Consider the following 25,193-nt stretch of genomic DNA (forward strand, 5'->3'; position numbering starts at 1 on the left):
GGGCCGGCGCTCGCCGCTGGTGGCCGGGGCCTTCGCCTTCTTCCTGCTCTCGATGGCCGGCATCCCGCTGACCGCCGGGTTCATCGGCAAGTGGGCCGTCTTCACCTCGGCCATGTCGGCCGGCGCCTGGCCGATCGTGCTGATCGCGCTGGCCAGCAGCATCGTGGCGGCATGGGTCTACACCCGCCACATCCGGCTGATGTTCTTCACGCCCGAGGACGATCATGGCGCAGCGGCGGTGATCCGGCCGTCCCTGCTGACGAGCGGCACGATCGTGGTGTGCCTCGCTGCGACGCTCGTGCTGGGCGTCGTGCCGGGACCGGTGCTCGACCTGATCACGGCGGCGGGTGACTTCATCAGGTGACCGCCGGACCGGACCTCACCCTCGAGTCCACCCGCAGGGAGCGTGCCGCCCGGGCCGGTGAGCGCTGGGATGGGACTCTCCGACCGAAAGGCTCTCCGATGTCCGAAGCCTCGGGGCGTGCCCTGATCGTGCCGTCCGTCCTGCCCGCCGACCTCGCCCGGGTGGGCGAGGAGGTGTCCGCCCTCTGTGACGCCAGCGTCGACCGGATCCAGTGGGACGTGATGGACGGCGTCTTCGTGCCAAACCTGACCTTCGGCCCTGACCTGATCGCCGCGGCTGTGTCCGCGTCCCGGGTGCCCTTCGAGGCGCACCTCATGGTCGTCGAGCCGGACCGCCTGCTCCACCGGTACGTCGAGGCGGGCTGCGACCTGGTGATCGTCCACGCCGAGGCGTGCACCCACCTACACCGCACGCTGACCACGATCCGCGACCTCGGCGCTCGCAGCGGTGTCGCGCTGAACCCGCACTCGCCGGCCGACACGGTCGCCCACGTGCTCAGCGAGACCGACCTGGTGCTGGCGATGACCGTGAACCCGGGCTTCGGCGGCCAGGCCTACATCCCGTCCGTAGAGCACAAGGTGGCCCAGCTGCGCCGGATGATCGACGAGTCGGGGTACGAGATTGAGCTCGAGGTCGACGGCGGCATTACCGACACCACGATCGCCGGGGCGGCGGCTGCTGGCGCGGACGTGTTCATCTCCGGGTCCTGGCTGTTCAACCACGCCGCTGGGAAGGCCGCGGGCGTCGAGCTGCTGCGCCGCCTCGCCGACGAGGCCGCTCCGGCGCGATGACGGACGCCCCGGTCGAGACCGTCGTCTTCGACGTCGACGGCACCCTGGTCGACAGCGAGCGCGACGGCCACCGGGTGGCGTTCAACCGCGCCCTCGCCGAGCTCGGCCTCCCGGACCACTGGGACGTCGGGACCTACGGCGAGCTGCTCGCGATCGCCGGCGGCGCGCGGCGCCTGGCCCACTGGTTCGAGAGCCGGGGGAGGAGCGCCGGGGAGGCGCAGGAGCTGGCCGGCCGCGTGCACGCCCGGAAGACCGCGATGATGGCCGGCATGGTCGCCGCGGGGGAGGTCCGGGCCCGGCCGGGCGCGGTCGCGCTGACCGACCTCCTCCGCGAGCACGGCACGACGATCGCGGTCGCCACGACCGGCACCCGGGCCTGGGTGGAGCCGCTGCTGGACCTCGCCTTCGGGCCGCGCTTCGAGGTGGTCGTCACCGGGACCGAGGTGCCGGAGCTCAAGCCCAGCCCGGCGGCGTACGTCGAGGCGCTGGCGCGGCTCGGCTGCGACCCGGCACGGGCGGTGGCCGTCGAGGACTCGGAGAACGGGCTGCGGGCGGCGCTGGCCGCGGGCATGCGCTGCGTGGTGGTCCGCAACGACTACACCCGCGACCACGACACCGCGGGGGCGTCGCTCGTCGTCGACGCGCTGGACGCCCCCGCACTCGTGGACTGGTTCCGGGCGCGGCTGGGTCTCAGCCGGCGCGGACCCGGTCCCGTCGCTCCATGAGGCGCCACAGCATCGGGGTGAAGATGAGCTGCATCGCCAGGTCCATCTTTCCGCCGGGGCACACGATCGTGTTCGGGCGGGACATGAAGGAGTCGTGGAGCATCGAGAGCAGATAGGGGAAGTCGATGCCGCGAGGGTCCTTGAACCGGATCACCAGCATCGACTCGTCGGGCGTCGGGATGGTGCGCGCGATGAACGGGTTCGACGTGTCCACGACGGGCACCCGCTGGAAGTTCACGTCGGTGCGCGAGAACTGCGGGCAGATGTAGGTCACGTAGTCGTGCATCCGGCGCAGGATGGTCTCGGTGACCGCCTCGGTGGAGTAGCCCCGCCTCGCCTTGTCCCGCTGGATCTTCTGGATCCACTCCAGGTTGATCACCGGCACCACGCCGATCAGCAGGTCGACGTGCCGGGCGACGTCCACGTCGTCGGTGGCGACGCCGCCGTGCAGGCCCTCGTAGAACAGCAGGTCGGTGTCGTCCGGCAGCGCCTCCCACGCGGTGAAGGTGCCGGGCTCCTGGCCGTAGGGCTCGGCCTCGCCCTCGTCGTGGAGGTACTTGCGGACCTTGCCGGTGCCCCCATCGCCGTACTCGCGGAAGAGCTCCTCGAGCTCGCCGAAGAGGTTGGCCTCCGGGCCGAAGTGGCTGAAGGTGTGATTCTGGTCGGCGATGGCCTGCTCCATCTCCTCCTTCATCCCCATCCGGTCGAAGCGGTGGAAGCTGTCGCCCTCGACGAACGCGGCCGAGACCTGCTCGCGCCGGAAGATCTGCTCGAAGGTCCGCATCACGGAGGTGGTGCCGGCGCCGGAGGAGCCGGTGATCGCGACGATCGGGTGACGTGTCGACATGGCGGCCTCCTCAGGTCGCCGCGCGGTAGAGGCCGCGCAGGCCGTAGAGCGGGTAGCTGATGTCGTCGGCGTCGTTCGGCTCCTCGTGGTAGCGCACGATCCGCTCGACCTCCTCGCGACAGCCGAAGATGAACCCCACCCGCTGGTGCAGGTCGGTGGGCTCGATGTCGAGGATCCGGGTGCGCCCGGTCGAGGCGAGCCCGCCCGCGTGCTCGATCAGTAAGGCGATCGGGTTGGCCTCGTAGAGCAGCCGCAGCCGCCCTTGGACGTCGGGGTTGCGGGTGTCGCGCGGGTAGAGGAACACCCCGCCGCGGGTCAGGATGCGGTGCGTCTCGGCGACCAGCGACGCGACCCAGCGCATGTTGAAGTCCTTGCGCCGCGGTCCGGCGACGCCGGCGAGGCACTCGTCAATGTAGCGGCCGACGGGCCGCTCCCAGAACCGCCGGTTGGAGCTGTTGACCGCGAACTCCGAGGTGGTGGCCGGCAGCGTGATGTCGGGGTGGGTCAGGATGAACTCGCCCAGGTCCGGGTCGAGGGTGAAGCCGTGCACGCCGCGGCCGACCGACAGGACCAGCAGCGTCGAGGGACCGTAGATGGCGTAGCCGGCGGCGACCTGCCGGGAGCCGGGCTGGAGGAAGTCGGCGGTGGCCGCGTCGACCCCGGGGGTCGGGGCGCGGAGGATCGAGAAGATGCTGCCGACGGAGACGTTGACGTCGATGTTCGACGAGCCGTCGAGCGGGTCGAAGGCGAGCAGGTACTTGCCCCGTGGGTACGCCGAGGGGATCGGGTACGGCTCCTCGAGCTCCTCCGACGCCATCCCGGCGACCTGGCCGCCCCACTCGGTGGTCCGGAGGAAGATCCCGTTCGCGACGACGTCCAGCTTCTGCTGCTGCTCGCCCTGCACGTTCACGGCGTCGGCCTTCCCGAGCACCCCGGTGAGCGCGCCCGAGGCGATGCGGCGGGAGATCGCCTTGCACGCCAGCGCGACGTCGAGGATCAGTGCGTTGAGCTCGCCGCTGGATCCGGGGTGGCGGCGCCGTTCCTCGATGAGGAACCTGGCCAAGGTCGAACGGTCGGTGATCATCCGCGTCGCCCCTCCTGTGGTGGTTGCTGTGGAGGACGAGCGAACCAGCGGGAGCGGGGCGGCCACATCCAGCGCAGGGGTGAGCAGGTGGGTGACGGTTCCGGCGCGATCCGGGCGACGGTACGACGGGCCTGGGGCGGTGCGCGGGCGAGGTCACCCGTGCGGTCCACCCGCCGGGGTGAGCCCCGGCCGGCCCGAGCGGGCCTAGCATCGGCTCCTCGTGAGGCTTCGACGCTCCCTGCCCAAGGCGGCCCTGCTGGCCGGCTACGACGGGCTCATCTGCGACCTCGACGGGGTGGTCCACCGCGGCGGGGTCGCCGTGCCGGCGGCGGTCGGCACCCTCAACAGCGCGCTGCGTGCCCGCCGGCGGCTGACCTTCGCGACCAACAACGCGTCCCACCCGCCCGAGGCGGTGGCCGACCACCTGCGCTCCCTCGGGCTCGAGCGGTCGGGCTGGTCGGTGGTGACCAGCGCGCAGGCCGCGGCGCACCACCTGCGCGACGCGCTCGGCACCGGTGCCCGGGTCGTGGCGGTGGGCGGTCCGGGGGTCACCGCGGCGCTGACCGCCGCCGGCCTGGTTCCGGTCCGCGTGGACGCCGCCGATGCCTCCGCCGCCGGCGCCCTGGTCCAGGGCCTGGGGCCGGACGTGTCGTGGACCGAGCTGGCCGCGGCGTCCGTGCTGGTCCGCGAGGGGATGCCCTGGGTGGTGACCAACACCGACCTGCTACTGCCGGGAGCCCGCGGCCCGCTGCCCGGCAACGGGACCCTGGTCGAGGTGGTCAGGACCGCGAGCGGGGTCGAGCCGTCGGCGATGGGCAAGCCCGGACGGGCCATGTTCGAGCTCGCCCGTGGCGCGATGGGGACCTCGCGGCGTCGTACCCTCGTGTGCGGGGACCGGCTCGACACCGACATCGCCGGCGCGGTGGCCGCCGGCCTCGACTCGGTCCTCGTCCTGTCCGGCGTCTCCTCGCTGCGCGACCTGGCCCTGGCCGCTCCGGCCCAGCGGCCGCGCTTCGCCGCCCCTGACGTCGGCGGTCTGCTGGCGGTGCCGCACCCGCTGCTCCCGGGCCGCTCCGGCCGCGCCGTGGTCTCCCGAGGCGGGCTGCCCGAGCCGGTGCCGTCGGCGGATCCCCAGCGCCGGCTTGCCTCGGTCGTCGCCCTCGCCTGGTGGGTGCTGGACGCCGGTGGCGAGCTGTGCCGCGACCCGGACGCGTGGGAGGAGCTTGAGCGCCGGGTCAGCCCGCCTCGCGCGGCGTCAGCGGCTGGATGACCCGGCCCTCGAACTCGTCCCACACGCGGTCGGCGCGGCTGGCGACCGTGCGCACGACCTTGCCGGCGACGCCGCTGTGCGGCAGGTGCGGGTGCGGCCGGGTGGGGGAGCGGCGCGCGGCGAGCGCCAGTCGGTCGCCGAGCCGGTGCGACTCGACCTCGGAGAGTCGCTCCGAGACCCGCGCGACCAGGTCGCGCTCGAGCTCGGCGACGGACTCGAGGTCGGTGCGCACCATCGTCCACACCTGCTCCCAGGCGCGGCCGACGTTCTGGGCCTGGCCGTACTGCTTGGCCTTCGCGATCACCAGCGCCCGCTCCAGGCGCTTCGCGGAGCGGAGGTACTCCCGGGTCAGCGAGCGGGCCTCCGGGTCGTGTTTGCGGGCGGCGGGGAGCACGATGTCGGCCACGGCGGCGAGGTGCTGCGTGGTCGCGACGAGGAAGTCGTCGGTGCAGGCCCTCCGGTCGCCCGGGCGCTGGCCCGGCAGCCGCGACACGGCCTGGCCGAGCCGGTCCTGCAGGGTGCTCAGGTGGTCTTCGATGGTGGTGCGCAGTGTCGTCATCGGTGCTCCTCGGCGAGAGAGACGATCGGGTCTGCCTGAAGCCTGCGCCGCCGATTCACAAAGGCACAAGGATGGGAATCGGCTCCCCCGTCGCCCTCACCCGCGGGGGTGAGGGGCATCCCCCGGGCGCGGGCGCACGCCGCCCGGCACCCGGGTACGACGGGCTCAGGGACGCGCGAGCGCCGGCACCAGGGCGCGGTGGACCGCGTCGCACGCGGCCGCCAGCCGCTGGKGGGCGCGGGCCGCGCCGCCAGTGGTCCACCCGTCGAGCGCGGGCTCGAGCAGGGCGCGGCCGAGCGCGAAGCCCAGCGCCCGCTGCTCGCCGTGGGCCTGCGCCAGGGCGGCGAGGGCGGCCAGCTGGTCGCTGACCGCGGACACCCTGTGGCCGGCGGAGAGGAACCACACCGCCGGCACCTCCGCGGGCACCGCCTCGTCGAGCACCTCGAGGGTGTGTTGGGCCACCGCGGTGGCCGCGATCGTGTGGCCCGCCCGCGGGCCCGGCGCCGAGAGCAGCCGCAGGATCAGCCGGGCCGGGTCGCAGCGCACCTCGGCCGCCGCACGGAAGACCGCCTGGACCGCGTTGACGGTGACGGCCCGGGTGACGCCGACCGCGCTGCCCGGCATCGCCGGCAGGGCGACGGTGACCACCGGGACCAGCCCGGCCTGCTGGGCCAGTGCCGCCGCGGCGGCCACCGCCGGAGCGTCGACATGGGCCTCGCCGCGGGGGAACTCGCCCGGACGGCGGTTCGCGCGGACCTCGACGAAGCTCGCCCCGACCGCCCGGGCGGCGTCGAGCGAGCGCCCGATGTCCCCGGTGCCGCGCCCGAGGGCGAGGTGTACGCCGAGCGCGGTGCCGTCGCCCGCCGGTGGGGCCACCGGCGGGCGGAGCTGCTCGGTGTAGCCGGCGGAGAGCAGCACGCCGCCGAGCGACGCGCTCGGCCCCGGCGGGTGCACAGCGAACTCCACGAGATCGAGGGCCGCCTCCCCGCACAGCCCGCGATCGCGCAGTGCCATGTCGGCGTAGTCATCGAGGACGAGGACGCCGAAGCCCGGCCGGGCCAACGCTCCGAGGGTGAGGTCGAGGCGGGCCATGCCGGGAACCTACGAGCGCGCCCGCCCGGTATCCTCGCCCGGCGAGGGGGGAAGAGGGGTGGATCGCCTCGCCCCCGCCTCCCCGGCAGCGCGTGGGATCAGGCGGGCAGTGCGGTCAGCAGCGGGTCGAAGGCCGCGCGGCAGCGCACCGAGGCGTCGCTCGCCGCGACCACCAGCGCCGCGTCCTCGGTCCGGTTGTGGAGGTCGATCGCCCCGCTGTCCGGACCGTCGCGGTGGGCGTTGAGGAAGTCGTAGAGCATCCAGTCCAGCGCACACGCGGCCGCAAGGCGGTCGGCCTCCGGCAGGTCGGCGGCCGCGATCGTCGCCCGCAGTGCCGCCCGGTGCTCCTCCACCGCCGCCTCCTTGTTCACCCCGGAGCTGTCGTGCAGGAGCATGCCGAGGGTCGCCGGGAGGCGGCGCCCGTCGGTCGTCCGCACCACCCAGCGGGCGCCGGTCCAGGGCCGCTCCGGGTCGGCGACCACCAGGTCGCCGTACCCGCCGACGACGCCGAGGGTCGGGTCGTCGAGGGTGCCCTCGAGCGGGGCCGGGCCGAGCAGCCCGATCGGCTGGCGGGCCAGCACGCTGACCAGGGTCGCGGTGCCTACGATCTGGCCCGCCCGGACGTCGATCCGGCCGGCGCTGACGGCCACCGCGGCGGCGTACTCGTGGCACAGCCGGTCCAGGGACCGGTGCAGCTCGCGCAGCGCCCGCTGCTCGCCGGGGTCCGGGCGTCGGCCGCCCCCGAGCACCTCGCCGAGCCGGCCGGTCGCGATGATCAGCGCGTCGTCGAGGGCCTCCAGGTGGGTGGGCAGAAGGCGGTCGGGCTCGTCGTCGACCGCGACCAGGTCGGGCAGCGAGATCGGGGCACCGGCACTGGTGGCCCAGTAGAAGCCGGCCTGTCCCTCGTCCTGGACGATGCGCGGGCGTGCCACGGGCGTCAGGCCCCGCTCGTCGCCGGCTGGCTCCGGGCGGCGTCGATCCAGCGGGTCCACTGCTCGAGGCCCTCGCCTGAGCGGGCGCTCAGCTCGATCACCTCGGCGCCGGGGTTGACCGTGGCCAGGTTGGCACGGAACAGGTCGAGGTCGAAGTCGAGGTGGGGGAGCAGGTCCAGCTTGTTGACCAGCACCACGTCGACCGCGCGGAACATGACGGGGTACTTGAGCGGCTTCTCCTCGCCCTCGGTGATCGCGTAGATCATCACCGAGCGGTGCGCGCCCACGTCGAACTCGGCCGGGCAGACCAGGTTGCCGACGTTCTCGACGAACAGCACGTCGAGGCCGTCGAGGTCGAGCCGGCCGAGCGCGTCGGCGACCATCGGCGCGTCCAGGTGGCACTCGCCCCCGAACCCGTCGGCGGTGTTGAGCAGCGAGACCCGCGCCCCGGCGGCGGCCAGGCGGTCGGCGTCGATGCTGGTCTCGATGTCGCCCTCGATGACGCCCACCCGCTCGGGCGCGGGCAGCGTGCGCAGGGTGCGCTCGAGCAGCGTGGTCTTCCCGGCGCCCGGCGAGGACATCAGGTTGATGGTGAGGACCCCGGCGTCGTCGAGCACCCTGCGGTTCTCGGCGGCCCGGCGGTCGTTCTCGTCGAAGATCCGCTCGAGCACCACGATCCGGTCGGCCCCGGTCTCGTAGCCGGAGTGGTCGCCGAGGTGCTCGTCGTGCGGGTGGTCGTGGTCGTGCCCGTGACCATGTCCGTGACCGTGCCCGGTCTCGTCGTCGTGGCGGTGGAAGCGTCCCATGGTGGTGCCCTCCTAGGAGACCGGCCGGCGGGCCGCCGGCGTCCGGTCGTCGAGGTCGATGGTGGTGATCAGGAACTCCTCGCCGCTGACGATGTCGAGCGCGGCGGCGCCGCAGTGCGCGCACACCAGCACGAGCACCTGCTCCACCTCGGTGTCGCGCCCGCAGGAGCGGCAGTTGCCGACGACGGACACCGACTCGACCACCAGCTGCGAGCCGGCCAGCGGGCCGTCGGCGCTGACCAGCCCCCAGCAGTAGGTGAGCGTGCCGGGGATGACCTGCCGCAGCTTGCCCACCTTGAGGTGGACGGCGGCCACCTTGCGGTCGCCCGCGGCCTTCTCGACGACCTGGTGGATGGTGCGGCACAGGGACAGTTCGTGCATGTTTCTCCTTCGGGCTGGTCAGCGCCGCAACGTCTGGGACGGCGACTCGCCGAACCGTTTGCGGTAGGCGGCCGAGAAGTTGCCGAGGTGGTTGAAGCCCCACCTCTCGGCGACCTCGGTGACAGTCACGCCGTCCCTGGGCAGGGCGTCGGCGAGCTGGTTGCGGGCGCGCTCCAGCCGGCGGTCGCGCACGTAGTTCATGGGGGTGGTGCGCAGGTCGTCGTGAAACGCCTGCTGGATCGAGCGCACGCTGCGGCCGGTGTGGAAAGCGATGTCGCGCAGCGTGATCGGGTCGGCGAGGTGCTCCTCGATGTAGTTCACCGCCGCGCGTACGGCGGCCCGGCCACCCGTGTGCGAGACGTCGGTGAGGTCGTGGTGCATGTTCGAGTCCTGCACCCACAGCAGCGAGGAGATGACCAGCTCCTCGAGCGGCCCGGCGCCGATGCCCTGCTGGATCAGCGAATCGGGGGTCATCACCTCGCTGGAGAGCAGCTGGATCGCGCCGTGCCAGCGCACCGCGGGGTCGGTGGTCAGCAGCATCTCGGGCGCGAAACGGACCGGCCGGTCGACGCTGCGGCCCAGCATCCGGGCCAGCTGGCGCAGCAGGGCCGGCACCTCGATCCGCACGATCAGCAGCGGCGTGTCGAAGGACAGCTCGAGCCTGAGGTTGGTGCGCGGGTTCACCACGATCGCCTGGTAGGTCAGGCCGGTGACCGGCGTGCCGTCGTACTTGCACTCCATGAGGCCGGTGGTGGGCATCAGCACCGTGTAGTGGTCGCCGGTCGCGGCGAAGTCGAGGCGTGCGGCGTGGTGGTAGTCGAGGTGGGCCAGGGTCACGTCGCGCAGGCGGACCGCGTGCATCGAGGCCTGGAAGGGCTCGGTGGTCGTGCCGTCGAGGACGGCGAGGCGGTGCTGACCCAGCAGGTAGCCCGCGAGCGTCTCGGCCTCCTCTCGATCGCCGGTGCAGAAGATCTCGGCTCCGGCCAGCGCGGTCGGCACACCTCGTGACCGGATGCGGCGACGCACGGGCATCGTCGTCCGGGAGGTGTTGATGAAGCCGAGCTTCGCCAATCGGGTCATAAGCCCGAGTGTGGCCGAACCGAGCGGCCTTTGTGCGCTCTGGCGACCACAATTCTGCGCGAATTGGATAGTCAGTGCGCATCCCTGACATCTCGGGCTCCGCGCGGAGGAGAGTTGCGTTCATGCATCACAGGTCTGCGCGTTTTGGATTTCGCCTGCGCTGTTTCGATAGCAGGCGGCCGCGGCCGTTCCTATGGTGATGGGACGTTCATCACATCCGGCCGGGTCCACCGGCGGGACGACACCCCTCCGAGGAGCGCGCATGACCGCAGTACCGACGGTCCATCAGCAGGCCTCGCTCGACTCCCTGATGGAGCGCCTCGACGACCCGCAGGTGGCGGCGGCGCTGACGAACCTGCTCGACCACGCCGACCTGCTCGCCATCCTGATCGTGGGCCTCGACGGCCTGGTCGGGCGCAGCGAGACGATCGGCGCCGCCCTCGCCGAGGGCCTGAGCGACCTGCGCGGCATCGCGGGCAACGGTGACGGCGACGTGGTCGCCAGCCTCACGACGCTGTCCGCGGCGCTGCCGAAGCTGGTCCCGGTGATCACCGAGGTGATCGAGTCCGGCCTGGTCGACACCGTCATCGATTCGGGGATCACCGACCCCGCGATGATCACCGAGGTGTCGCGGATCGGCCGGGGCCTGACCGCCGGAGCTGCGGCCGCCAAGGACCAGCCGATCGAGGTCAACGGCATCTTCTCCGCCATGAAGCTGCTCAAGGACCCCGACATCCAGCGGGCGGTCAGCTACTTCGCTGCCGTCGCCAAGTCCATCGGCGTCGAACTCGGCAAGAGCTGACCCCAGAGAAAGGCAGAACACACCGATGTCCTCAGTCCTGTGGCTCCAGGGCGGTGCTTGCTCCGGCAACACCATGTCCTTCCTCAACGCGGAGGAGCCGAACGTCGTCGACCTCATCGTCGACTTCGGTCTCGAGCTCCTCTGGCACCCCTCCCTCGGCCTCGAGCTCGGCGCCAACGCCCAGAAGATCTTCTGGGACTGCGCGCGCGGTGACCGGCCGCTCGACATCTTCGTCTTCGAGGGCACCGTCATCGAGAAGGACGGGTACGACGTCTTCGCCGAGCGGCAGATGAAGGACTGGGTCACCGACCTGGCCAACGCCGCCTCGATCGTCGTCGCGATCGGCGACTGCGCCTGCTGGGGCGGCATCCCCGCGATGGAGCCCAACCCGTCGCAGTCGACCGGCCTGCAGTTCCACAAGCGCGACAAGGGCGGCTTCCTCGGCCCGGACTGGAAGTCGAAGGCCGGCCTGCCGGTCATCAACATCCCCGGCTGCCCGTCGCACCCGGATTGGATCACCCAGATCATCGTCGCGCTCGCGACCGGCCGCACCGCCGATATCGCGCTCGACGACCTGCACCGGCCGCAGACCTTCTTCAAGACCTTCACCCAGACCGGCTGCACCCGCGTGCAGTTCTTCGACTACAAGCAGTCGACGGTCAGCTTCGGCGAGGGCACCCGCACCGGCTGCCTCTTCTACGAGTTCGGCTGCCGCGGCCCGATGACCCACAGCCCGTGCAACCGGATCCTGTGGAACCGGCAGTCGAGCAAGACCCGCGCCGGCATGCCCTGCCTGGGCTGCACCGAGCCCGAGTTCCCGTTCTTCGACCTCAACAAGGGGACGGTCTTCAAGACGCAGAAGATCTCGGGAGTCATCCCCAAGGAGGTGCCGGAGGGCGCCGACCACCTCACCTACATGGCCCAGGCCTCCGCCGCCCGGATCGCTGCACCGCAGTGGTCCAAGGAAGACATGTTCGTCGTCTGACGCCCGGATCTGACACAGAGAAGAGACGCTCCACATGACCAGCACCGACCTTTTCGTCAGCCCCCTCGGCCGGGTCGAGGGCGACCTCGACGTCCGCGTCACGATCACCGACGGCGTCGTCACCGACGCCTGGACCGAGGCCGCGATGTTCCGCGGCTTCGAGATGATCCTCAAGGGCAAGGATCCGCAGGCGGGCCTCATCGTGACGCCGCGCATCTGCGGCATCTGCGGCGGCAGCCACCTCTACAAGGCCTGCTACGCCCTCGACACGGCGTGGAAGACCCACGTCCCGGAGAACGCCACCCTGGTGCGCAACATCGCCCAGGCGTGCGAGACCCTCCAGTCGATCCCGCGCTACTTCTACGCGCTGTTCGCGATCGACCTCGTCAACAAGAACTACGCCAAGTCCAAGCTGTACGACGAGTGCGTGCGCCGCTTCGCGCCGTACGTCGGCACGGCGTACCAGAAGGGCGTCGTCCTCTCGAACAAGCCGGTCGAGGTCTACGCGCTGTTCGGCGGCCAGTGGCCGCACAGCTCGTTCATGGTCCCCGGCGGCGTGATGAGCGCGCCCTCGCTGGCCGACATCACCCGGGCCACCGCGATCCTCAACCACTGGAAGGACAACTGGCTCGAGGCCGAGTGGCTCGGCTGCTCGATCGACCGGTGGCTCGAGATCAAGACCTGGGAGGACATGCTCGAGTGGGTCGAGGAGAACGAGTCGCAGTACAACTCCGACTGCGGCTTCTTCATCCGCTACTGCCTCGACGTGGGCCTGCACAAGTACGGCGGCGGGGTCGGCAACTACATCGCCCCCGGCACCTACTTCGAGCCCTCGCTCTACGACCACCCGACCTCGGAGGGCCGCAACGCGGCGCTGATCGGCCGTTCGGGCGTCTACGCCGGCGGCAAGCACTTCGAGTACGACCACCTGCGGGTCTCCGAGGACGTCTCGCACTCGTACTTCAAGGGGGACCGGCCGCTGCACCCGTGGGAGGGCGAGACGATCCCGCTCGACGTCGAGGAGGCGCGCAAGGCCGGCAAGTACTCCTGGGCGAAGTCGCCGCGCTACGACGTGCCGGACCTCGGCCGGATCCCGCTCGAGGCCGGCCCGCTGGCCCGCCGCATGGCCGCCGGCAACCCGGACCGCGCGGAGCACCAGGACTACGACCCGCTGTTCATCGACATGATGGCCAAGCTCGGCCCGTCGGTCTTCGTGCGCCAGATGGCCCGCATGCACGAGGGGCCGAAGTACTTCAAGTGGGTCATGGACTGGCTGTCGCGGATCGACCTCCACGGCTCGTTCTACACCAAGCCCGAGGAGCCGCAGTCCGGCAAGGGCTTCGGTGCCACGGAGGCAGCCCGCGGTGCTCTCCAGGACTGGATCGTCATCGAGGACGGCAAGATCGAGAACTACCAGGTCGTCACGCCGACGGCCTGGAACATCGGTCCGCGGGACTCGAACTCGACCAACGGCCCGATCGAGTCGGCGCTGATCGGCTCGCCGATCGTCGACATCGAGGACCCGGTCGAGCTCGGCCACGTCGCCCGCTCGTTCGACTCCTGCCTGGTCTGCACCGTCCACGCGTACGACGGCAAGACCGGCCGCGAGCTGAACAAGTTCGTCGTCAACGGGATGGTCTGAGCCGGGCGGCTGACACGATGACCGACGTGCTGCCCCACGAGCTGCTGAGCGACGAGTTCGCCCCGCCGCCGTGCGAGCTGCTGGTGATGGGCTGCGGCAACATCCTGCGCGGCGACGACGCGCTGGGGCCGCGGCTCATCCGCCGGCTGTTCGCCGAGGGCGTGCCGCAAGGAGTGCGGCTCGTCGACGGGGGCACGGCGGGGATGGACGTCGCCTTCCAGATGCAGGGAGCAGCACGCGTCGTCATCGTCGACGCGGCGATGACCGGCAACCCCCCGGGCACCCTCTACCGGGTGCCTGGGGAGGAGCTGGCCGAGCTGCCGCCGGCATCGGGGCTGCACACCCACTCGTTCCGCTGGGACCACGCCCTGGCGTTCGGGCGCTGGCTGCTCGGGCCGAAGTGCCCGACGGACGTGACGGTGCTGCTGGTCGAGGTCAAGGACGTCGCACCCGGCGAGGACCTCTCGCCGGAGGCGATGCGGGGCCTGGAGGACGTGGTCGCGCTGCTGCGCGCGGAGTTCTTCCCCGCGCCGGAGGCGGACAGCGTCGAGGTGACGGCCGACGGCTACCTGCACCTGGGCGCGGAGCTGGTGGAGCGCTACTTCCCGTCGGGGGTGGTGGGCGCGCTGCGCGACGGGGAGGGCATCTACCTGGTGCCGATCCGCAGCCAGGCCAACGGTGGCCACCTGCTCAAGCAGCGCAACGCACGGGGCGACCGGTCGCTGCTGCTGCGCGAGATCTTCGACAGGGATCCCGTTCCGGGCCCGAAGCGCGTTGACTGGGACGTGCAACGCGGGGCCCTGGCGGTGCGGTTCGACTGATCCGGTCCCGTCCCCGCGGCGGAGGAGGCGCGCGATGGACGAGGAGCCGGCCCACCGACGAGACACGGAACCGATGGAGGAGGAGAAGGCAAGGGCACGCAAGGAGTGGCGCACGCAGGCGCCGAGCGGTCGGCACGAGGCCTACGCGGTCGAGACCGTCGTCGTCCCCGAGAGGGGGCAGTGGGCGGTCGACGTCGTGGTCGTCTTCGAGGACGAGGTCGTCCGCCACCGCATCGACACCTACCGCACCGAACGACTGGCACGGATCAGTGCCGACCTGATCAGGCGGACCGCGCTCCGGGAGCTCCCGGGCGGTCCCATCAACGGATGACCCGGCACCACGCCGGGGCACGACATGGAAGGGCGAGTTCCATGGGCGAAGGCCTCAGCGACCTCCCGCGACCCCAACCGCTCGGGGTGTTCCCGCTCCCGGCGGGCTACCTCCTGATCCCTGCCAGCGACGATCCCGCCGTCGACGAGGCCCGTACGACGATGCTGGCGGGCCGCCTCCCCACGACCTGGCCCGATGCCCTGGCCGCCCACCGGCTGGCCCACGCCGGCGACCTCGACGGCGCGCTGGCAGCCGTGGGCGACGACGGGGCCGGCACGTTCAACCGCTACGTGATCGACCCGACCGGGGTCGACCGCGCCGCCCTGCGCGCGTCCCTGCCCGCCGGGCTGGCGCCCCTCGTGGACGTGGTCGCCTATGCGTGCGGCCTCAGCGACGTCGCGCCCGGGGAGGGAGAGGCGACCGGCGAGGTGCTGGCCCTGGTGCGGGCCGCGCGGGCGACCTCCCTCCTCGAGGCGGGCGACGCGACCGGTGCGGTCGGCGTGCTGAACGACGCGGCGGAGGCGGCCGAGCCGGTCTCCGTCCCGCTCGCCGCGATCCTGCTCGGCAACGCCGCGGTGATTGCGCACGACCACAGCCTGCCCCACGCCGACCCGGTCAACGAGCTCGGTGCGGTCCTCAAGGTGCTGGAGGACGCCGACCTCCCGGTCGCTCGGGCCGAGCTGCACCTGCAGCGCGGGCTGTGCCTGCACCGGCCGGCGGCCGCTGACCGACGCGGTCGACGAGTACTACTCGGCGCTCCAGCTGGTCGGCCAGGCCAGCGCCCCGCACGTGTGGGCGAGCGCGAACCTCAACCTCGGCACGGCGTACCTGACGATGCCAATGGTCGAGGCCAGCGACCAGCTCCGCGCCGGCATCGCGATGCAGGCGCTGCGCGCCTCGCTCGAGGTGTTCACCCAGGAGGACTTCCCGCAGGAGTGGGCGAGCGCGCAGATGAACCTGGCCAACGCGCTGGTCTACACGCCCTCGACCCACCAGGGCGACAACATCGTCGAGGCCGTCGAGCGCTACGAGGAGGTGCTCGAGCTGCGCCAGCGGCAGGGTGACCCGCTCGGCCGGGCGCGGATCCTGGCCAACCAGGGCAATGCGCTGGCCCACCTCGGGGTGTTCGACCACGCGAAGTCCAAGCTGCACGAGGCCCGCTTCCTCTTCGAGGAGCAGGGCGACGTCGACGCGGTGATGGCCGTGCGCGGCGTGCTCGACGAGATCGCCCGCCAGGTGGTGCCCGGCAGCCAGGGACCGAAGTTCGGGGTCCCCCAGGGCGAGGAGGTGGAGCTGGTCCGCGAGCTCCGCGAGCAGGGGGTCGAGTCATGACGAGCCTGGCCGACCGGCCGGTCGCACCGGCGCCCGAGGACCGCGACGTCGAGGTCCTCGCCCAGGCGCTCGACGACGCGGTCGCCGCGCTCGCCGAGGTCACCGACCCCTCGGGCCAGCGCGTCGCGCAGGCGCTGCGCTCCTCGCTGGAGGACGTGCACCGGGCCGCCCTCGTCCACGTCGTACGACGCCTGCGGGACGACGCACGCGGCAAGGAGCTGCTGTTCGAGATCGTCGACGAGCCGGTCGTGCGGATGGTGCTGCTGATGCACGGCATCATCCGTCCCGACCCGATGACGCTCGCCCGGCAGGCCCTTGAGCAGGTCCGCCCCCAGCTGCAGTCCCACGGCGGCGACGTGGAGCTGGTCCGGATCGAGGGCGGCACCGCCTTCGTGCGCCTCTCGGGTGCGTGCAACGGCTGCTCGATGTCCGCGGTGACCATGCGCAACGGGGTCGAGGAGGCGCTCAAGGCCCAGGTGCCCGGCATCGAGCGAGTCGAGGTGCTGCCCAACGAGCCCGGCCCGACGCTGATCCCGCTCGGGGAGGTCGGCATCCGCACGGCCACGCCCGAGCGGGGCTGGGTGCGCAGCCTGCCGATCGGCGAGTTCACGCTCGACGCGATCACGGCCGTCGAGCTGGTCCCGGACGGCGCTCCGGCCGTCGACGCCATCGTGGTCAACGTGGGCGGCCAGCTGTCGGCGTACGTCAACGAGTGCGCGCACCTCGCGATGCCCCTCGACGACGCCGAGCTGGACACCAGCGACGGCTCGCTCACCTGCGCCCACCACGGCTACTGCTTCGACGCGCTGAGCGGCGAGTGCCGGACCTTCCCCGGTGCCCAGCTCGAGCAGCTGCCGCTGCGGGTCGAGGACGGCGAGGTCTGGATCAGGGTGTCGGCATGAGGGTGTCGGCATGAAGGTCCGGGTGATCCCGACGGGCTCCGAGCACCTCGGTGCCCGGCTGGGCGTGGATCCGTTCGCCCCGGCGGGACCGGCGCCGGAGACCTACGGGAGCTGGCGGCCCGAGGTGGTCGTGGGGGCCACCTCGGCCGGTGGCCTGCTCCTGCCGCAGGCGGAGCCGACGGCGTCGTACGTCTACGCGCCGCGCGGGGTGTGGCTCGAGGACGAGCTCCTGGTGGTGGCCGACACGGGCAACCACCGGGTGCTGGTCTTCGACCGGATCCCGTCGACGGACGGCGAGCCGGCGGACGTCGTGCTCGGCCAGCCGGACGCGACGTCGGAGGGCCCGCAGGCGGGCGGCCGGGGACCCGACCAGGGCATGCACCTGCCGACCGGGCTGCTCCGCACGCCTGACGGTCGCTTCCTCGTCGCCGACGCCTGGAACCACCGGATCCTGGTCTGGGACCGGGTGCCGTCGGGGGACCGGGCGCCGGACCTGGTGCTCGGCCAGCCGTCGGCGAGCGACGTCGAGCCTAATCGCGGCGGCGCGCCGTCGGCGACGAGCTTCTACCAGCCGTTCGGGATCGCGCTGGTCGACGGGCGCTTCTACGTCGCCGACACCTACAACCGCCGCGTGCTGGTGTGGGTGGACGGGGTGCCGACCGATCCCGACGTCCCCGCCGACATCGTGCTGGGCCAACCGGACCCCACCTCGCGCGGGGAGAACCGCGACGGTCCGGTGGCGCCCGACTCCTTCCGCTGGCCGCACATGGTCACCGGCAACGGCGGCGGCATCGTGGTCGCCGACGCCGGCAACCACCGGCTGCTCGGGTGGCATCGCCACCCCGACGGCGACGTGCCCGCCGACTACGTGCTGGGCCAGCCCGACATGGGCACCGGCGTCGAGTTCCCCTACCGGCCGCAGACCGGCACCGGCCTCCGCTTCCCGTACGCCGCCGTCCGCACCCCTGACGGGCTGGCGGTCGCCGACACGTCGAACAACCGGGTGCTGCTGTGGGAGGGCGACCCCCGCGACCAGCACACCGAGCCCGCCTGGGTCCTGGGCCAGCCGACCTTCGCCGCGAACGGCGAGAACCGCTGGGAGCAGGTCGGCCCGGACACCCTGTGCTGGCCCTACGGCCTCGCCGCGTCCGGCGACCGGCTCGCCATCGCCGACTCGGGCAACAACCGCGTCGTGGTCTGGAGGCGGGGATGACGCGGACCACGACCGCCGGCCGCAGCATCGAGGTGCGCGGCGTGGTCCAGGGCGTCGGCTTCCGCCCGCACGTCGCGCGGCTGGCCGCCGCGCACGGCATCGCCGGCGAGGTGGGCAACGACGAGCTCAGCGTCTTCATCGAGGCCGAGGGCACCGCCGCGGCGCTCGACGCCTTCGTGGGCGCGCTGGTCGCGGAGGCGCCGCCGCTGGCGAGCGTCCTCGACGTCCGGGTGACCGACCGGGCGCCGTCCGGCGCCTCCGGGTTCCGGATCGTGCCGAGCCGGCACCGGGTGGGCGCGCGCACGCTGGTGCCGCCGGACGTCGCGGTGTGCGACGACTGCCTCGCCGAGATGCGCGACCCCGGCGACCGGCGCTACCGGCACCCGTTCATCACCTGCACCAACTGCGGCCCGCGGTTCACGATCATCACCGACCTGCCCTACGACCGGCCGGCCACGACGATGCGGGACTTCCCGCTGTGTGCCGCCTGCGCCGCGGAGTACGCCGACCCGGGGGACCGCCGCCACCACGCGCAGCCCGTCTCGTGCCAGGCCTGCGGGCCGCGACTGTGGTGGGAGCCCGTCGCGGACACCGACACCGTGGTGCTGGGTGACGACGACGTGCTGGTCCTCGCCCAGGGGATGCTGTCTGCGGGCCGGATCGTCGCGGTCAAGGGCGTCGGCGGCTTCCACCTGGCCTGCGACGCGACCTCGCCGGAGGCGGTCGACCTGCTGCGCGAGCGCAAGCACCGCCCGGACAAGCCGCTCGCGGTCATGGTGCGCGACCTCGAGCAGGCCCGCCGGGTCGTCGAGCTGACGCCGGCCGCGGAGGCCGCGCTGTGCCAGCCGTCACGGCCGATCGTGCTGCTCCCCCGTCGTACGGACGGGCCGCTGGCGCCGTCCGTCGCCGGGGACCTGGACGAGGTCGGCGTGATGCTGCCCTACGCACCGCTGCACCACCTCCTCTTCGAGCCGGTCCCGGGGTGGCCGGGCACCGGGGCGCCGCCGCTGCTCGTGATGACCTCCGGCAACCTCGCCGACGAGCCGCTCGCCTTCACCAACGCCGACGCGCGGGCCCGCCTGGCCGGGATCGCCGACGGCTTCCTGATGCACGACCGCGAGATCGCGGTGCCGTGCGAGGACTCGGTGGTGACCGTCGTGGACGGGGAGGAGGTCCCGGTCCGCCGCTCGCGCGGGTACGCCCCGCTGCCCGTCGCGCTGCCCGCGGAGCTCGGCACCGGGCCGACCGTGCTCGCCGTCGGCGCCGAGGTCAAGAACACCTTCTGCCTGGTGCGGGAGGATCTCGCGTTCTGCTCGGCGCACATCGGCGACATGGGCAGCCTGGAGAGCCAGACCGCGTTCGGCCGCTCGGTCGACCAGCTGGTGCGGCTGCGCGACGCCGAGCCCGAGCTGGTGGTGGCCGACCTGCACCCGGGCTACGCCACCCGACGCTGGGCCGAGGACCACGCCGCCGGGATCGGCCGCCCCCTGCTGACGGTCCAGCACCACCACGCGCACCTCGCGTCGCTGCTGGTGGACCGCGAGCGGGTGGGCACCCCCGTCCTCGGCGTCACGTACGACGGCACGGGCTACGGCTGCGACCGCCAGGTCTGGGGCGGGGAGATCCTCGCGATGGGCGCCGACCTGGCGACCTTCGAGCGCGCCGGACACCTGGCGCCGCTGCTGCTGCCGGGCGGCGAGGCCGCGGTGCGCAACCCGTTCCGGACGGCCCTGGCCCTCCTGGCCGGCGCGGAGGTCGCCACCGACTGGGCACCGGCCGACGTCGCCGCGGCGGAGGTGGCGCTGGTGCGCTCCCAGCTGGCGTCCGGCACCGCGTGCGTCTCCACGACCAGCGTCGGGCGGCTGTTCGACGGCGTCGCCGCGCTGCTCGGCGTGCGGCCTCGTGCCGGCTACGAGGCACAGGCCGCCGTCGAGCTGGAGGTGCTGGCCAGGAAGGCCCGCCACGGCGTACCGCTGGCCCTGCCGGTGGCCGGCGGCGTCATCGACTGGAGGCCGCTGGTCCACGACGTCGTTGCCGCGCTGGGGGGTGGCAACGAACCCGCCTCGGTGGCCCGGGGATTCCACGACGCGCTGGCCGCGGCCACCGCGGAGCTCGTGGTCGCCGAGGCGCGGGAGCGACAGATCGGCGTGGTGGGGCTGACCGGTGGCGTGTTCGCCAACCGCGAGCTGACCGCCGCGCTGCGCCAACGGCTGGCCCGGGCCGGCCTCGAGGTGCTCACCCACCGGCGGGTGCCCTGCAACGACGCCGGGCTAGCGCTCGGCCAGGCCGCGATCGGGCGAGCACTGGCCGCCCGAGGGTTGGCGTCACGGAGAGGAGTGGTCTGAATGTGTCTGGGAGTCCCGGGCCGGATCGAGAGGATCTGGTCCACCGAGGACGGCGCGCTGGTCGCGCTGGCCGAGTTCGTCGGGGAGGTGCGCCAGGTGTGCCTAGACTACCTGCCCGACCTGGTGGTCGGTGACTACGTCATCGTGCACGCCGGCTACGCGCTGACCCGGCTGACCGAGGAGTCCGCCCGCGAGACCGTCGCGATGATGGTCGACCTCGGGCTGCTGGCCGCCGACGAGCTGGCCGGCGGCAGCGCCGTGGTGGCGGCGATCCAGGCGCGGGAGTCGTCATGAGCACGACGTACGACGTCGGGGCCGCGCCGGGCCTGATCGACGAGGACCTCTCCGCCGACCTCGCCGGGGCCGCGCTGGCCCTGGCCCGCCGCTTCCACGCCGGCGCCACGCTGTGGGTGATCTCGCCCCAGTGGGAGCCGCACGCGCACCACGTCGCGGTCGAGTTCGTGCACCCGGTCGTCGTGGGCAAGCGGGCCCTGCCGTCCGTCGCACTGGTCGCCGCGGACACGGTCGCGGAGACCCGGATCGCCACCCGGCCCGGCGACGTCGTGCTTGCGGTGGCCGACGCCGCCGACGCGGCCGTCGCCGACGTGATGCGCCGCGCCCCCGCCTGGGGGGCCGAGACCATCTGGATCGGGTATGGCGAGCGTCCGCCCGCCGGCGCCGCGGACCACGTGCTGTGGGTACCCACGGCCGACCCGATGACGCCGGCGACCGGCCGGTTCGTGCTGATGTACCACCTGCTGTGGGAGCTCACCCACGTCTGCTTCGAGCACCCCGGCCTGCTGAAGCCCGAGGAGCCGGAGTGCACAGACGAGGTGTGCGTGACCTGCTCCGACGAGGGGCGGCTGGGCGAGGTCGTCGCGCCGCCGGCCGACCTGCTGTCGGGCGCGCTGGTGCGCACCGCCGACGGCGAGGAGTACGTCGACACGATGGTCGTCGGCGAGGTGGCTCCCGGCGACCTGATCCTGATCCACGGCGGGGCCGCCCTCACCCGGCTGGGAGAGGAGCCGGGCGCATGAACGACGAGAACACCGACTTCCTCTACCCGTTCATCGAGGCGCAGGAGACCGACGCGACGGCACTGCTGACCGACCTCGCGTCCTCGGCCCGGGCCAAGGCCACCGAGAGCGCCCGCCTGCAGGCGGCGTCGCTGGAGGAGTGGGGCCCCGAGATCGAGGCCGCGGGCCGGGCGATCGCCGAGCGGTTCGCCGCGGGCGGGCGGATGTACACCTTCGGCAACGGCGGCTCGTCCACCGACGCCGAGACGCTGGCCTCGCTGTTCGCGCGCCCGGCGCACGGCCGCCCGCTGGCGGCGCGCTGCCTGGCCGCGGACCAGGCGGTGATCACGGCGCTCGGCAACGACGTCGGCTTCGACGTCGTCTTCTCCCGCCAGCTGATGGCGCACGCGCGGCCCGGCGACATCGCCGTCGCGCTGTCGACCTCGGGCAGCTCCGAGGACCTGATGACGGCGCTGGTGGAGGCCCGGCGCCGGGGCCTGCTGACGATCGGCTTCTCCGGTCACGACGGCGGCCGGATGGCCGTCGCCGACGAGGTCGACCACTGCTTCACCATCCGGTCGCAGAGCATCCACCGGATCCAGGAGAGCCAGGCGCTCGTCGGCTACCGGCTCTGGGCGACCGCCCAGCACCACCTCGAGACCCTGCGGAAGGGGTATGCGTCATGACCAGCGAACGGCTGACCCCGTCGGCCCACGAGGTGCCGGACCCCGAGGACCGGACCCGGATCCGGATCGAGGAGTTCCGCAAGCGGCGCCCCCGGCTCGTCGACGAGGTGGTCACCATGGCCCACGGCGCCGGTGGGAAGTCCTCGGCGGCGCTCGTCGACCACGTCTTCGTGGAGGCCTTCCGCAACCCGGAGCTGGAGAACCTCGGCGACGGGGCGGTCCTCGCCCTCCCCACCGGTGAGCGGCTGGCGTTCTCGACCGACTCCTACGTCGTGGCGCCGTACGAGTTCCCGGGCGGGTCGATCGCCGACCTCGCGATCAACGGGACCGTCAACGACCTGGCCGTCAGCGGCGCGCGGCCGCAGTGGATTTCCGCGGCGTTCGTCATCGAGGAGGGATTCTCGATCGACAAGCTCAAGCAGCTGGCGGGCGAGATGCGGGCGGCGGCCGACGCGGCCGGCGTCCAGATCGTCACCGGTGACACCAAGGTCGTGCCCAACGGCGCCGCCGACGGGCTCTACATCACCACGTCCGGGGTCGGCGTGATCCCGGCCGGGTGCGAGCTCTCGCCGCTGGCGGTGCGCGCCGGCGACCGGCTGATCGTGTCCGGCACCATCGCCGACCACGGCATGGCGATCATGCTGGCCCGCGGCAACCTCGACATCGAGGCCGACATCGAGTCCGACTCCGCGCCCGTCAACGGGCTCGTGGAGGCCCTGCTCGCCGCCGCCCCCGGCACTCGCTGGATGCGCGACGCGACCCGGGGCGGACTCGGCACGGTCGCCAACGAGCTGGCCCAGGCCGCCGGGGTCGGGGTGGTCCTCGACGAGGGCCTGCTGCCGATCGACCCGACGGTGCTCGGCTGCTGCGACATGCTCGGCATCGACCCCGTCTACGTCGCCAACGAGGGCAAGTTCGTCGCCGTCGTCCCCGCCGACGAGGCGGAGGCCGCGGTGGCCGCGCTGCGCTCGCAGCCCGGCGGCGCGCAGGCCGCCGTGATCGGCGAGGTCCTCGCCGACCCACCCGGGATCGTGGCGATGCGGACGCCCTTCGGCGGTACCCGCATCGTCGACATGCTCGTCGGCGACCCGCTGCCCCGGATCTGCTGACCCACCGAACCCACGCAGGGAGATTGGAGACCCACCATGTGCCTGGGAATTCCCGGCCAGGTCGTCGAGATCGTCGATCCCGACGAGCACCTGGCCCGCGTCGACGTCAGCGGCGTCCGGCGCATCATCAGCATCAAGCTGCTCGCCGAGCAGGACGTCGTACCGGGGGACTGGGTGCTGGTGCACGTCGGGTTCGGGATGGCGAAGATCGACGAGCGGGAAGCGCAGCTGACGCTCGACCAGGTCCAGAAGATGGGCCAGGACTACCTGGACGAGATCGACATGTTCAAGAGCACCGACGTGGGAGATGGGATCAGCGCATGAAGTTCGTCGACGAGTTCCGCGACCCGGCCGCAGCCCGCGCCCTGGTCAAGTCCATCACCGAGATCGCCGGTGACACCGAGTGGAAGTTCATGGAGGTGTGCGGCGGGCACACCCACACGATCTACCGGCACGGCATCGAGCACCTGCTGCCCGAGAACATCGAGTTGGTCCACGGCCCCGGCTGCCCGGTCTGCGTGATCCCGATGGGCCGCATCGACGACGCCATGTGGCTCGCCGAGCAGCCCGACGTCGTGTTCACCACCTTCGGCGACATGATGCGGGTCCCCGGGTCCCGCGGGTCGCTGCTCGACGCCAAGGCGCGCGGTGCCGACGTCCGCTTCGTCTACTCGCCGCTCGACTCGCTCAAGATCGCGGTGGAGAACCCCGACAAGCACGTCGTCTTCTTCGCCGTCGGCTTCGAGACCACGGTGCCCTCGACCGCGGTGACCCTGCTGCGGGCCAGGACGCTCGGGGTGAAGAACTTCAGTGTCTTCTCCAACCACGTCACGATCGTGCCGCCGATCAAGGCGATCCTGGAGAGCCCGGACCTGCGGCTGTCCGGCTTCCTCGGGCCCGGCCACGTCTCGACCGTCGTCGGCATCCGGCCTTACCGGTTCGTGCCGGAGGTCTACGGCAAGCCCGTGGTGGTGGCCGGCTTCGAGCCGCTCGACATCCTCGCCTCGGTGCACATGCTGCTGCAGCAGTACGCCGGCGGGCGGTGCGAGGTCGAGAACCAGTACGCGCGCGTCGTACGACCGGAGGGAAACACGGCCGCGCTCAAGCTGATGGCCGAGACCTTCCAGCTGCGCCCGCACTTCGAGTGGCGCGGGCTCGGGTTCATCTCGCAGAGCGCGCTCAAGGTCCACGACGACTACGCCGACTTCGACGCCGAGGTGCGCTTCTCGATGCCCGGCGTGCGGGTCGCGGACCCGAAGGCCTGCCAGTGCGGCGAGGTCCTCAAGGGCGCGATCAAGCCGTGGGAGTGCAAGGTCTTCGGCACGGCGTGCACGCCGGAGACCCCGATCGGCACCTGCATGGTCTCGCCCGAGGGCGCCTGCGCCGCCTACTACAACTTCGGGCGGCTGCACCGCGAGACCGCGCTCATGGTCGGGCAGGGCGCACCCGTTGGCTGATCCCGGCGCCGGTGGCCCGGACGCGACCCGTCCCGCCGGCCACCGGCTGTTCGCCCAGTACGCGCACGCTCCGAACGCGCTGGGCTACTGCGGTCCTGCCGGATCCGCAGCACTGGTCGCCGCCGCGACCGGCTCGCCCCCGGTCGCGGCGGTCACCGAGATCGCCGAGGTGGCCCGCCGGTTCTCGGGTGCCTGGCCCTACCAGCGGCTGCTCGGCGAGCTGCTCGGCATCGACGACCCGCTCGACCCGCGGGTGGTGCGGGGCTACTGGACCGGCAACGATCTCGCCGCCGCTGTCGACGGGCGCGCCTTCGGCGAGCGGCTGCTCGCCGAGTTGAAGCCGCAGGCGGCGCACTACTGGGCGCACCTGACCGAGGACCTGCTCGTGGAGGCGGCGCCGAGCCACGCCTTCCACGTCCTGGCGGTCTACCCGTGGTCCCGCCTGCTCGGCCACGGCCCCGAGCCGCTGGGCGTCCTCGAGTCGTGCCGGGTCGGCTGGGCGGTGGTGGAGGAGGTACGGCCGGACGAGCTCGTCGTGCGCGGGCCGCGGCTCGGCTACCTGCCCGCATCGGGCGGGGCGGGCGGGCCGGCCCGGCTGGAGCTGGGGCCGGACGAGGTGCG

At 72.6% G+C, this 25,193-nt stretch carries 28 protein-coding genes; 20 read left to right on the top strand and 8 right to left on the bottom strand.

The annotated features are described in order from the left end of the window. The 3 genes from L615_RS18525 to L615_RS18535 form a co-directional block, all read left to right on the top strand. Positions 1 to 364, top strand: a 364-nt coding sequence (locus tag L615_RS18525; protein WP_261376761.1) for a proton-conducting transporter membrane subunit, incomplete at its 5' end; no start/stop codon positions are given. A 98-nt stretch (positions 365 to 462) separates the two neighbouring features. Beyond that, on the top strand, positions 463 to 1,155 hold the full coding sequence (gene rpe / locus L615_RS18530) for a ribulose-phosphate 3-epimerase (protein ID WP_028656384.1): 693 nt from the start codon (positions 463 to 465) through the stop codon (positions 1,153 to 1,155). Continuing rightward, complete coding sequence (locus L615_RS18535; protein ID WP_145726079.1) at positions 1,152 to 1,880, top strand: HAD family phosphatase; 729 nt, start codon at positions 1,152 to 1,154, stop codon at positions 1,878 to 1,880. The genes rpe and L615_RS18535 overlap by 4 nt, the downstream gene beginning before the upstream one ends. On the opposite strand, the gene L615_RS18540 is transcribed toward L615_RS18535, so the two are convergent. Together L615_RS18540 and L615_RS18545 are read right to left on the bottom strand one after the other, a co-directional pair. Then, entirely contained in the window at positions 1,846 to 2,727 is an 882-nt protein-coding gene (locus L615_RS18540) for a phosphoribulokinase (protein ID WP_028656386.1), read from the bottom strand. The two genes, L615_RS18535 and L615_RS18540, sit on opposite strands and share 35 nt — an antisense overlap. A gap of 10 nt (positions 2,728 to 2,737) precedes the next feature. Further along, the gene (locus L615_RS18545) at positions 2,738 to 3,811 is read right to left on the bottom strand and encodes a class 1 fructose-bisphosphatase (protein ID WP_145726080.1); all 1,074 of its coding nucleotides are present in this window, start codon (positions 3,809 to 3,811) and stop codon (positions 2,738 to 2,740) included. A gap of 220 nt (positions 3,812 to 4,031) precedes the next feature. Here L615_RS18545 and L615_RS18550 point away from each other — a divergent pair, with 220 nt between their 5' ends. Continuing rightward, positions 4,032 to 5,081: an HAD-IIA family hydrolase gene (locus L615_RS18550; protein WP_222430614.1), complete on the top strand. Its 1,050-nt coding sequence runs from the start codon at positions 4,032 to 4,034 to the stop codon at positions 5,079 to 5,081. On the opposite strand, the gene L615_RS18555 is transcribed toward L615_RS18550, so the two are convergent. From L615_RS18555 to L615_RS18580, 6 genes are all read right to left on the bottom strand, one after another. Further along, complete coding sequence (locus L615_RS18555; RefSeq protein ID WP_145726081.1) at positions 5,047 to 5,640, bottom strand: hypothetical protein; 594 nt, start codon at positions 5,638 to 5,640, stop codon at positions 5,047 to 5,049. The genes L615_RS18550 and L615_RS18555 overlap by 35 nt on opposite strands. A gap of 165 nt (positions 5,641 to 5,805) precedes the next feature. Beyond that, positions 5,806 to 6,732, bottom strand: a complete 927-nt coding sequence (locus L615_RS18560) for a class I fructose-bisphosphate aldolase (protein WP_145726082.1) — start codon at positions 6,730 to 6,732, stop codon at positions 5,806 to 5,808. A 98-nt stretch (positions 6,733 to 6,830) separates the two neighbouring features. Next, positions 6,831 to 7,664: a hypothetical protein gene (locus L615_RS18565; protein WP_028656390.1), complete on the bottom strand. Its 834-nt coding sequence runs from the start codon at positions 7,662 to 7,664 to the stop codon at positions 6,831 to 6,833. 5 nt (positions 7,665 to 7,669) lie between these two features. Then, positions 7,670 to 8,470, bottom strand: coding sequence for a hydrogenase nickel incorporation protein HypB (gene hypB / locus L615_RS18570; RefSeq protein ID WP_028656391.1), 801 nt, complete (start codon positions 8,468 to 8,470; stop codon positions 7,670 to 7,672). A 12-nt stretch (positions 8,471 to 8,482) separates the two neighbouring features. Then, positions 8,483 to 8,851, bottom strand: coding sequence for a hydrogenase maturation nickel metallochaperone HypA (locus tag L615_RS18575; RefSeq protein ID WP_145726083.1), 369 nt, complete (start codon positions 8,849 to 8,851; stop codon positions 8,483 to 8,485). Between the two features lie 18 nt (positions 8,852 to 8,869). Then, positions 8,870 to 9,931, bottom strand: coding sequence for an AraC family transcriptional regulator (locus L615_RS18580; RefSeq protein WP_028656393.1), 1,062 nt, complete (start codon positions 9,929 to 9,931; stop codon positions 8,870 to 8,872). Positions 9,932 to 10,193: 262 nt separating this feature from the next. Here L615_RS18580 and L615_RS18585 point away from each other — a divergent pair, with 262 nt between their 5' ends. The 16 genes from L615_RS18585 to L615_RS18660 form a co-directional block, all read left to right on the top strand. After that, on the top strand, positions 10,194 to 10,733 hold the full coding sequence (locus L615_RS18585) for a DUF1641 domain-containing protein (RefSeq protein WP_051485967.1): 540 nt from the start codon (positions 10,194 to 10,196) through the stop codon (positions 10,731 to 10,733). 25 nt (positions 10,734 to 10,758) lie between these two features. Further along, positions 10,759 to 11,718, top strand: a complete 960-nt coding sequence (locus L615_RS18590; RefSeq protein WP_028656394.1) for a hydrogenase — start codon at positions 10,759 to 10,761, stop codon at positions 11,716 to 11,718. A gap of 34 nt (positions 11,719 to 11,752) precedes the next feature. Next, positions 11,753 to 13,360 (top strand): nickel-dependent hydrogenase large subunit, encoded by a 1,608-nt coding sequence (locus tag L615_RS18595; protein WP_145726084.1) that lies wholly within the window; start codon positions 11,753 to 11,755, stop codon positions 13,358 to 13,360. A gap of 17 nt (positions 13,361 to 13,377) precedes the next feature. Further along, a complete protein-coding gene (locus L615_RS18600) occupies positions 13,378 to 14,181 on the top strand; it encodes a hydrogenase maturation protease (RefSeq protein WP_028656396.1) in 804 nt (267 codons plus the stop codon). Between the two features lie 34 nt (positions 14,182 to 14,215). Further along, positions 14,216 to 14,512 (top strand): hypothetical protein, encoded by a 297-nt coding sequence (locus L615_RS18605; RefSeq protein WP_186449927.1) that lies wholly within the window; start codon positions 14,216 to 14,218, stop codon positions 14,510 to 14,512. A 627-nt stretch (positions 14,513 to 15,139) separates the two neighbouring features. Then, the gene (locus tag L615_RS23880; RefSeq protein WP_222430615.1) at positions 15,140 to 15,844 is read left to right on the top strand and encodes a tetratricopeptide repeat protein; all 705 of its coding nucleotides are present in this window, start codon (positions 15,140 to 15,142) and stop codon (positions 15,842 to 15,844) included. Continuing rightward, a complete protein-coding gene (locus L615_RS18615; RefSeq protein WP_145724536.1) occupies positions 15,841 to 16,746 on the top strand; it encodes a NifU family protein in 906 nt (301 codons plus the stop codon). Before L615_RS23880 ends, L615_RS18615 begins: the two co-directional genes overlap by 4 nt. Positions 16,747 to 16,756: 10 nt before the next feature. Continuing rightward, on the top strand, positions 16,757 to 17,959 hold the full coding sequence (locus L615_RS18620) for an NHL repeat-containing protein (RefSeq protein ID WP_222430474.1): 1,203 nt from the start codon (positions 16,757 to 16,759) through the stop codon (positions 17,957 to 17,959). Beyond that, positions 17,956 to 20,304 carry a carbamoyltransferase HypF gene (gene hypF, locus L615_RS18625; RefSeq protein ID WP_145724537.1) on the top strand — a complete coding sequence of 783 codons (2,349 nt, stop codon included), beginning with the start codon at positions 17,956 to 17,958 and terminating at the stop codon, positions 20,302 to 20,304. Before L615_RS18620 ends, hypF begins: the two co-directional genes overlap by 4 nt. After that, a complete protein-coding gene (locus tag L615_RS18630; protein ID WP_028656400.1) occupies positions 20,305 to 20,598 on the top strand; it encodes a HypC/HybG/HupF family hydrogenase formation chaperone in 294 nt (97 codons plus the stop codon). Next, positions 20,595 to 21,341 (top strand): hydrogenase assembly protein HupF, encoded by a 747-nt coding sequence (locus L615_RS18635; RefSeq protein WP_028656401.1) that lies wholly within the window; start codon positions 20,595 to 20,597, stop codon positions 21,339 to 21,341. Before L615_RS18630 ends, L615_RS18635 begins: the two co-directional genes overlap by 4 nt. Then, positions 21,338 to 22,006 carry an SIS domain-containing protein gene (locus L615_RS18640; RefSeq protein ID WP_145724538.1) on the top strand — a complete coding sequence of 223 codons (669 nt, stop codon included), beginning with the start codon at positions 21,338 to 21,340 and terminating at the stop codon, positions 22,004 to 22,006. Before L615_RS18635 ends, L615_RS18640 begins: the two co-directional genes overlap by 4 nt. Then, positions 22,003 to 23,115 (top strand): hydrogenase expression/formation protein HypE, encoded by a 1,113-nt coding sequence (gene hypE / locus L615_RS18645; protein WP_145724539.1) that lies wholly within the window; start codon positions 22,003 to 22,005, stop codon positions 23,113 to 23,115. Before L615_RS18640 ends, hypE begins: the two co-directional genes overlap by 4 nt. Positions 23,116 to 23,151: 36 nt before the next feature. Beyond that, positions 23,152 to 23,439 carry a HypC/HybG/HupF family hydrogenase formation chaperone gene (locus L615_RS18650; RefSeq protein WP_028656404.1) on the top strand — a complete coding sequence of 96 codons (288 nt, stop codon included), beginning with the start codon at positions 23,152 to 23,154 and terminating at the stop codon, positions 23,437 to 23,439. Further along, entirely contained in the window at positions 23,436 to 24,572 is a 1,137-nt protein-coding gene (hypD, locus tag L615_RS18655) for a hydrogenase formation protein HypD (protein WP_028656405.1), read from the top strand. The genes L615_RS18650 and hypD overlap by 4 nt, the downstream gene beginning before the upstream one ends. Beyond that, positions 24,565 to 25,193 (top strand): DUF6390 family protein (locus L615_RS18660; RefSeq protein WP_145726085.1); only part of this gene is annotated, 629 nt, incomplete at its 3' end. The genes hypD and L615_RS18660, both read left to right, overlap by 8 nt.

It is taken from the genome of Nocardioides sp. J9 (genome assembly GCF_007829375.1).
Classification (GTDB): Bacteria; Actinomycetota; Actinomycetes; order Propionibacteriales; family Nocardioidaceae; genus Nocardioides.

Excerpts from the sequence above, each read along its gene's own strand:
- rpe (WP_028656384.1), top strand. The coding sequence starts at position 463 with ATGTCCGAAGCCTCGGGGCGTGCCCTGATCGTGCCGTCCGTCCTGCCC.
- L615_RS18535 (WP_145726079.1), top strand. The coding sequence starts at position 1,152 with ATGACGGACGCCCCGGTCGAGACCGTCGTCTTCGACGTCGACGGCACC.
- L615_RS18540 (WP_028656386.1), bottom strand. The coding sequence starts at position 2,727 with ATGTCGACACGTCACCCGATCGTCGCGATCACCGGCTCCTCCGGCGCC.
- L615_RS18545 (WP_145726080.1), bottom strand. The coding sequence starts at position 3,811 with ATGATCACCGACCGTTCGACCTTGGCCAGGTTCCTCATCGAGGAACGG.
- L615_RS18555 (WP_145726081.1), bottom strand. The coding sequence starts at position 5,640 with ATGACGACACTGCGCACCACCATCGAAGACCACCTGAGCACCCTGCAG.
- hypB (WP_028656391.1), bottom strand. The coding sequence starts at position 8,470 with ATGGGACGCTTCCACCGCCACGACGACGAGACCGGGCACGGTCACGGA.
- L615_RS18575 (WP_145726083.1), bottom strand. The coding sequence starts at position 8,851 with ATGCACGAACTGTCCCTGTGCCGCACCATCCACCAGGTCGTCGAGAAG.
- L615_RS18580 (WP_028656393.1), bottom strand. The coding sequence starts at position 9,931 with ATGACCCGATTGGCGAAGCTCGGCTTCATCAACACCTCCCGGACGACG.
- L615_RS18585 (WP_051485967.1), top strand. The coding sequence starts at position 10,194 with ATGACCGCAGTACCGACGGTCCATCAGCAGGCCTCGCTCGACTCCCTG.
- L615_RS18590 (WP_028656394.1), top strand. The coding sequence starts at position 10,759 with ATGTCCTCAGTCCTGTGGCTCCAGGGCGGTGCTTGCTCCGGCAACACC.
- L615_RS18595 (WP_145726084.1), top strand. The coding sequence starts at position 11,753 with ATGACCAGCACCGACCTTTTCGTCAGCCCCCTCGGCCGGGTCGAGGGC.
- L615_RS18600 (WP_028656396.1), top strand. The coding sequence starts at position 13,378 with ATGACCGACGTGCTGCCCCACGAGCTGCTGAGCGACGAGTTCGCCCCG.
- L615_RS18605 (WP_186449927.1), top strand. The coding sequence starts at position 14,216 with ATGGACGAGGAGCCGGCCCACCGACGAGACACGGAACCGATGGAGGAG.
- L615_RS18615 (WP_145724536.1), top strand. The coding sequence starts at position 15,841 with ATGACGAGCCTGGCCGACCGGCCGGTCGCACCGGCGCCCGAGGACCGC.
- L615_RS18620 (WP_222430474.1), top strand. The coding sequence starts at position 16,757 with ATGAAGGTCCGGGTGATCCCGACGGGCTCCGAGCACCTCGGTGCCCGG.
- hypF (WP_145724537.1), top strand. The coding sequence starts at position 17,956 with ATGACGCGGACCACGACCGCCGGCCGCAGCATCGAGGTGCGCGGCGTG.
- L615_RS18630 (WP_028656400.1), top strand. The coding sequence starts at position 20,305 with ATGTGTCTGGGAGTCCCGGGCCGGATCGAGAGGATCTGGTCCACCGAG.
- L615_RS18635 (WP_028656401.1), top strand. The coding sequence starts at position 20,595 with ATGAGCACGACGTACGACGTCGGGGCCGCGCCGGGCCTGATCGACGAG.
- L615_RS18640 (WP_145724538.1), top strand. The coding sequence starts at position 21,338 with ATGAACGACGAGAACACCGACTTCCTCTACCCGTTCATCGAGGCGCAG.
- hypE (WP_145724539.1), top strand. The coding sequence starts at position 22,003 with ATGACCAGCGAACGGCTGACCCCGTCGGCCCACGAGGTGCCGGACCCC.
- L615_RS18650 (WP_028656404.1), top strand. The coding sequence starts at position 23,152 with ATGTGCCTGGGAATTCCCGGCCAGGTCGTCGAGATCGTCGATCCCGAC.
- hypD (WP_028656405.1), top strand. The coding sequence starts at position 23,436 with ATGAAGTTCGTCGACGAGTTCCGCGACCCGGCCGCAGCCCGCGCCCTG.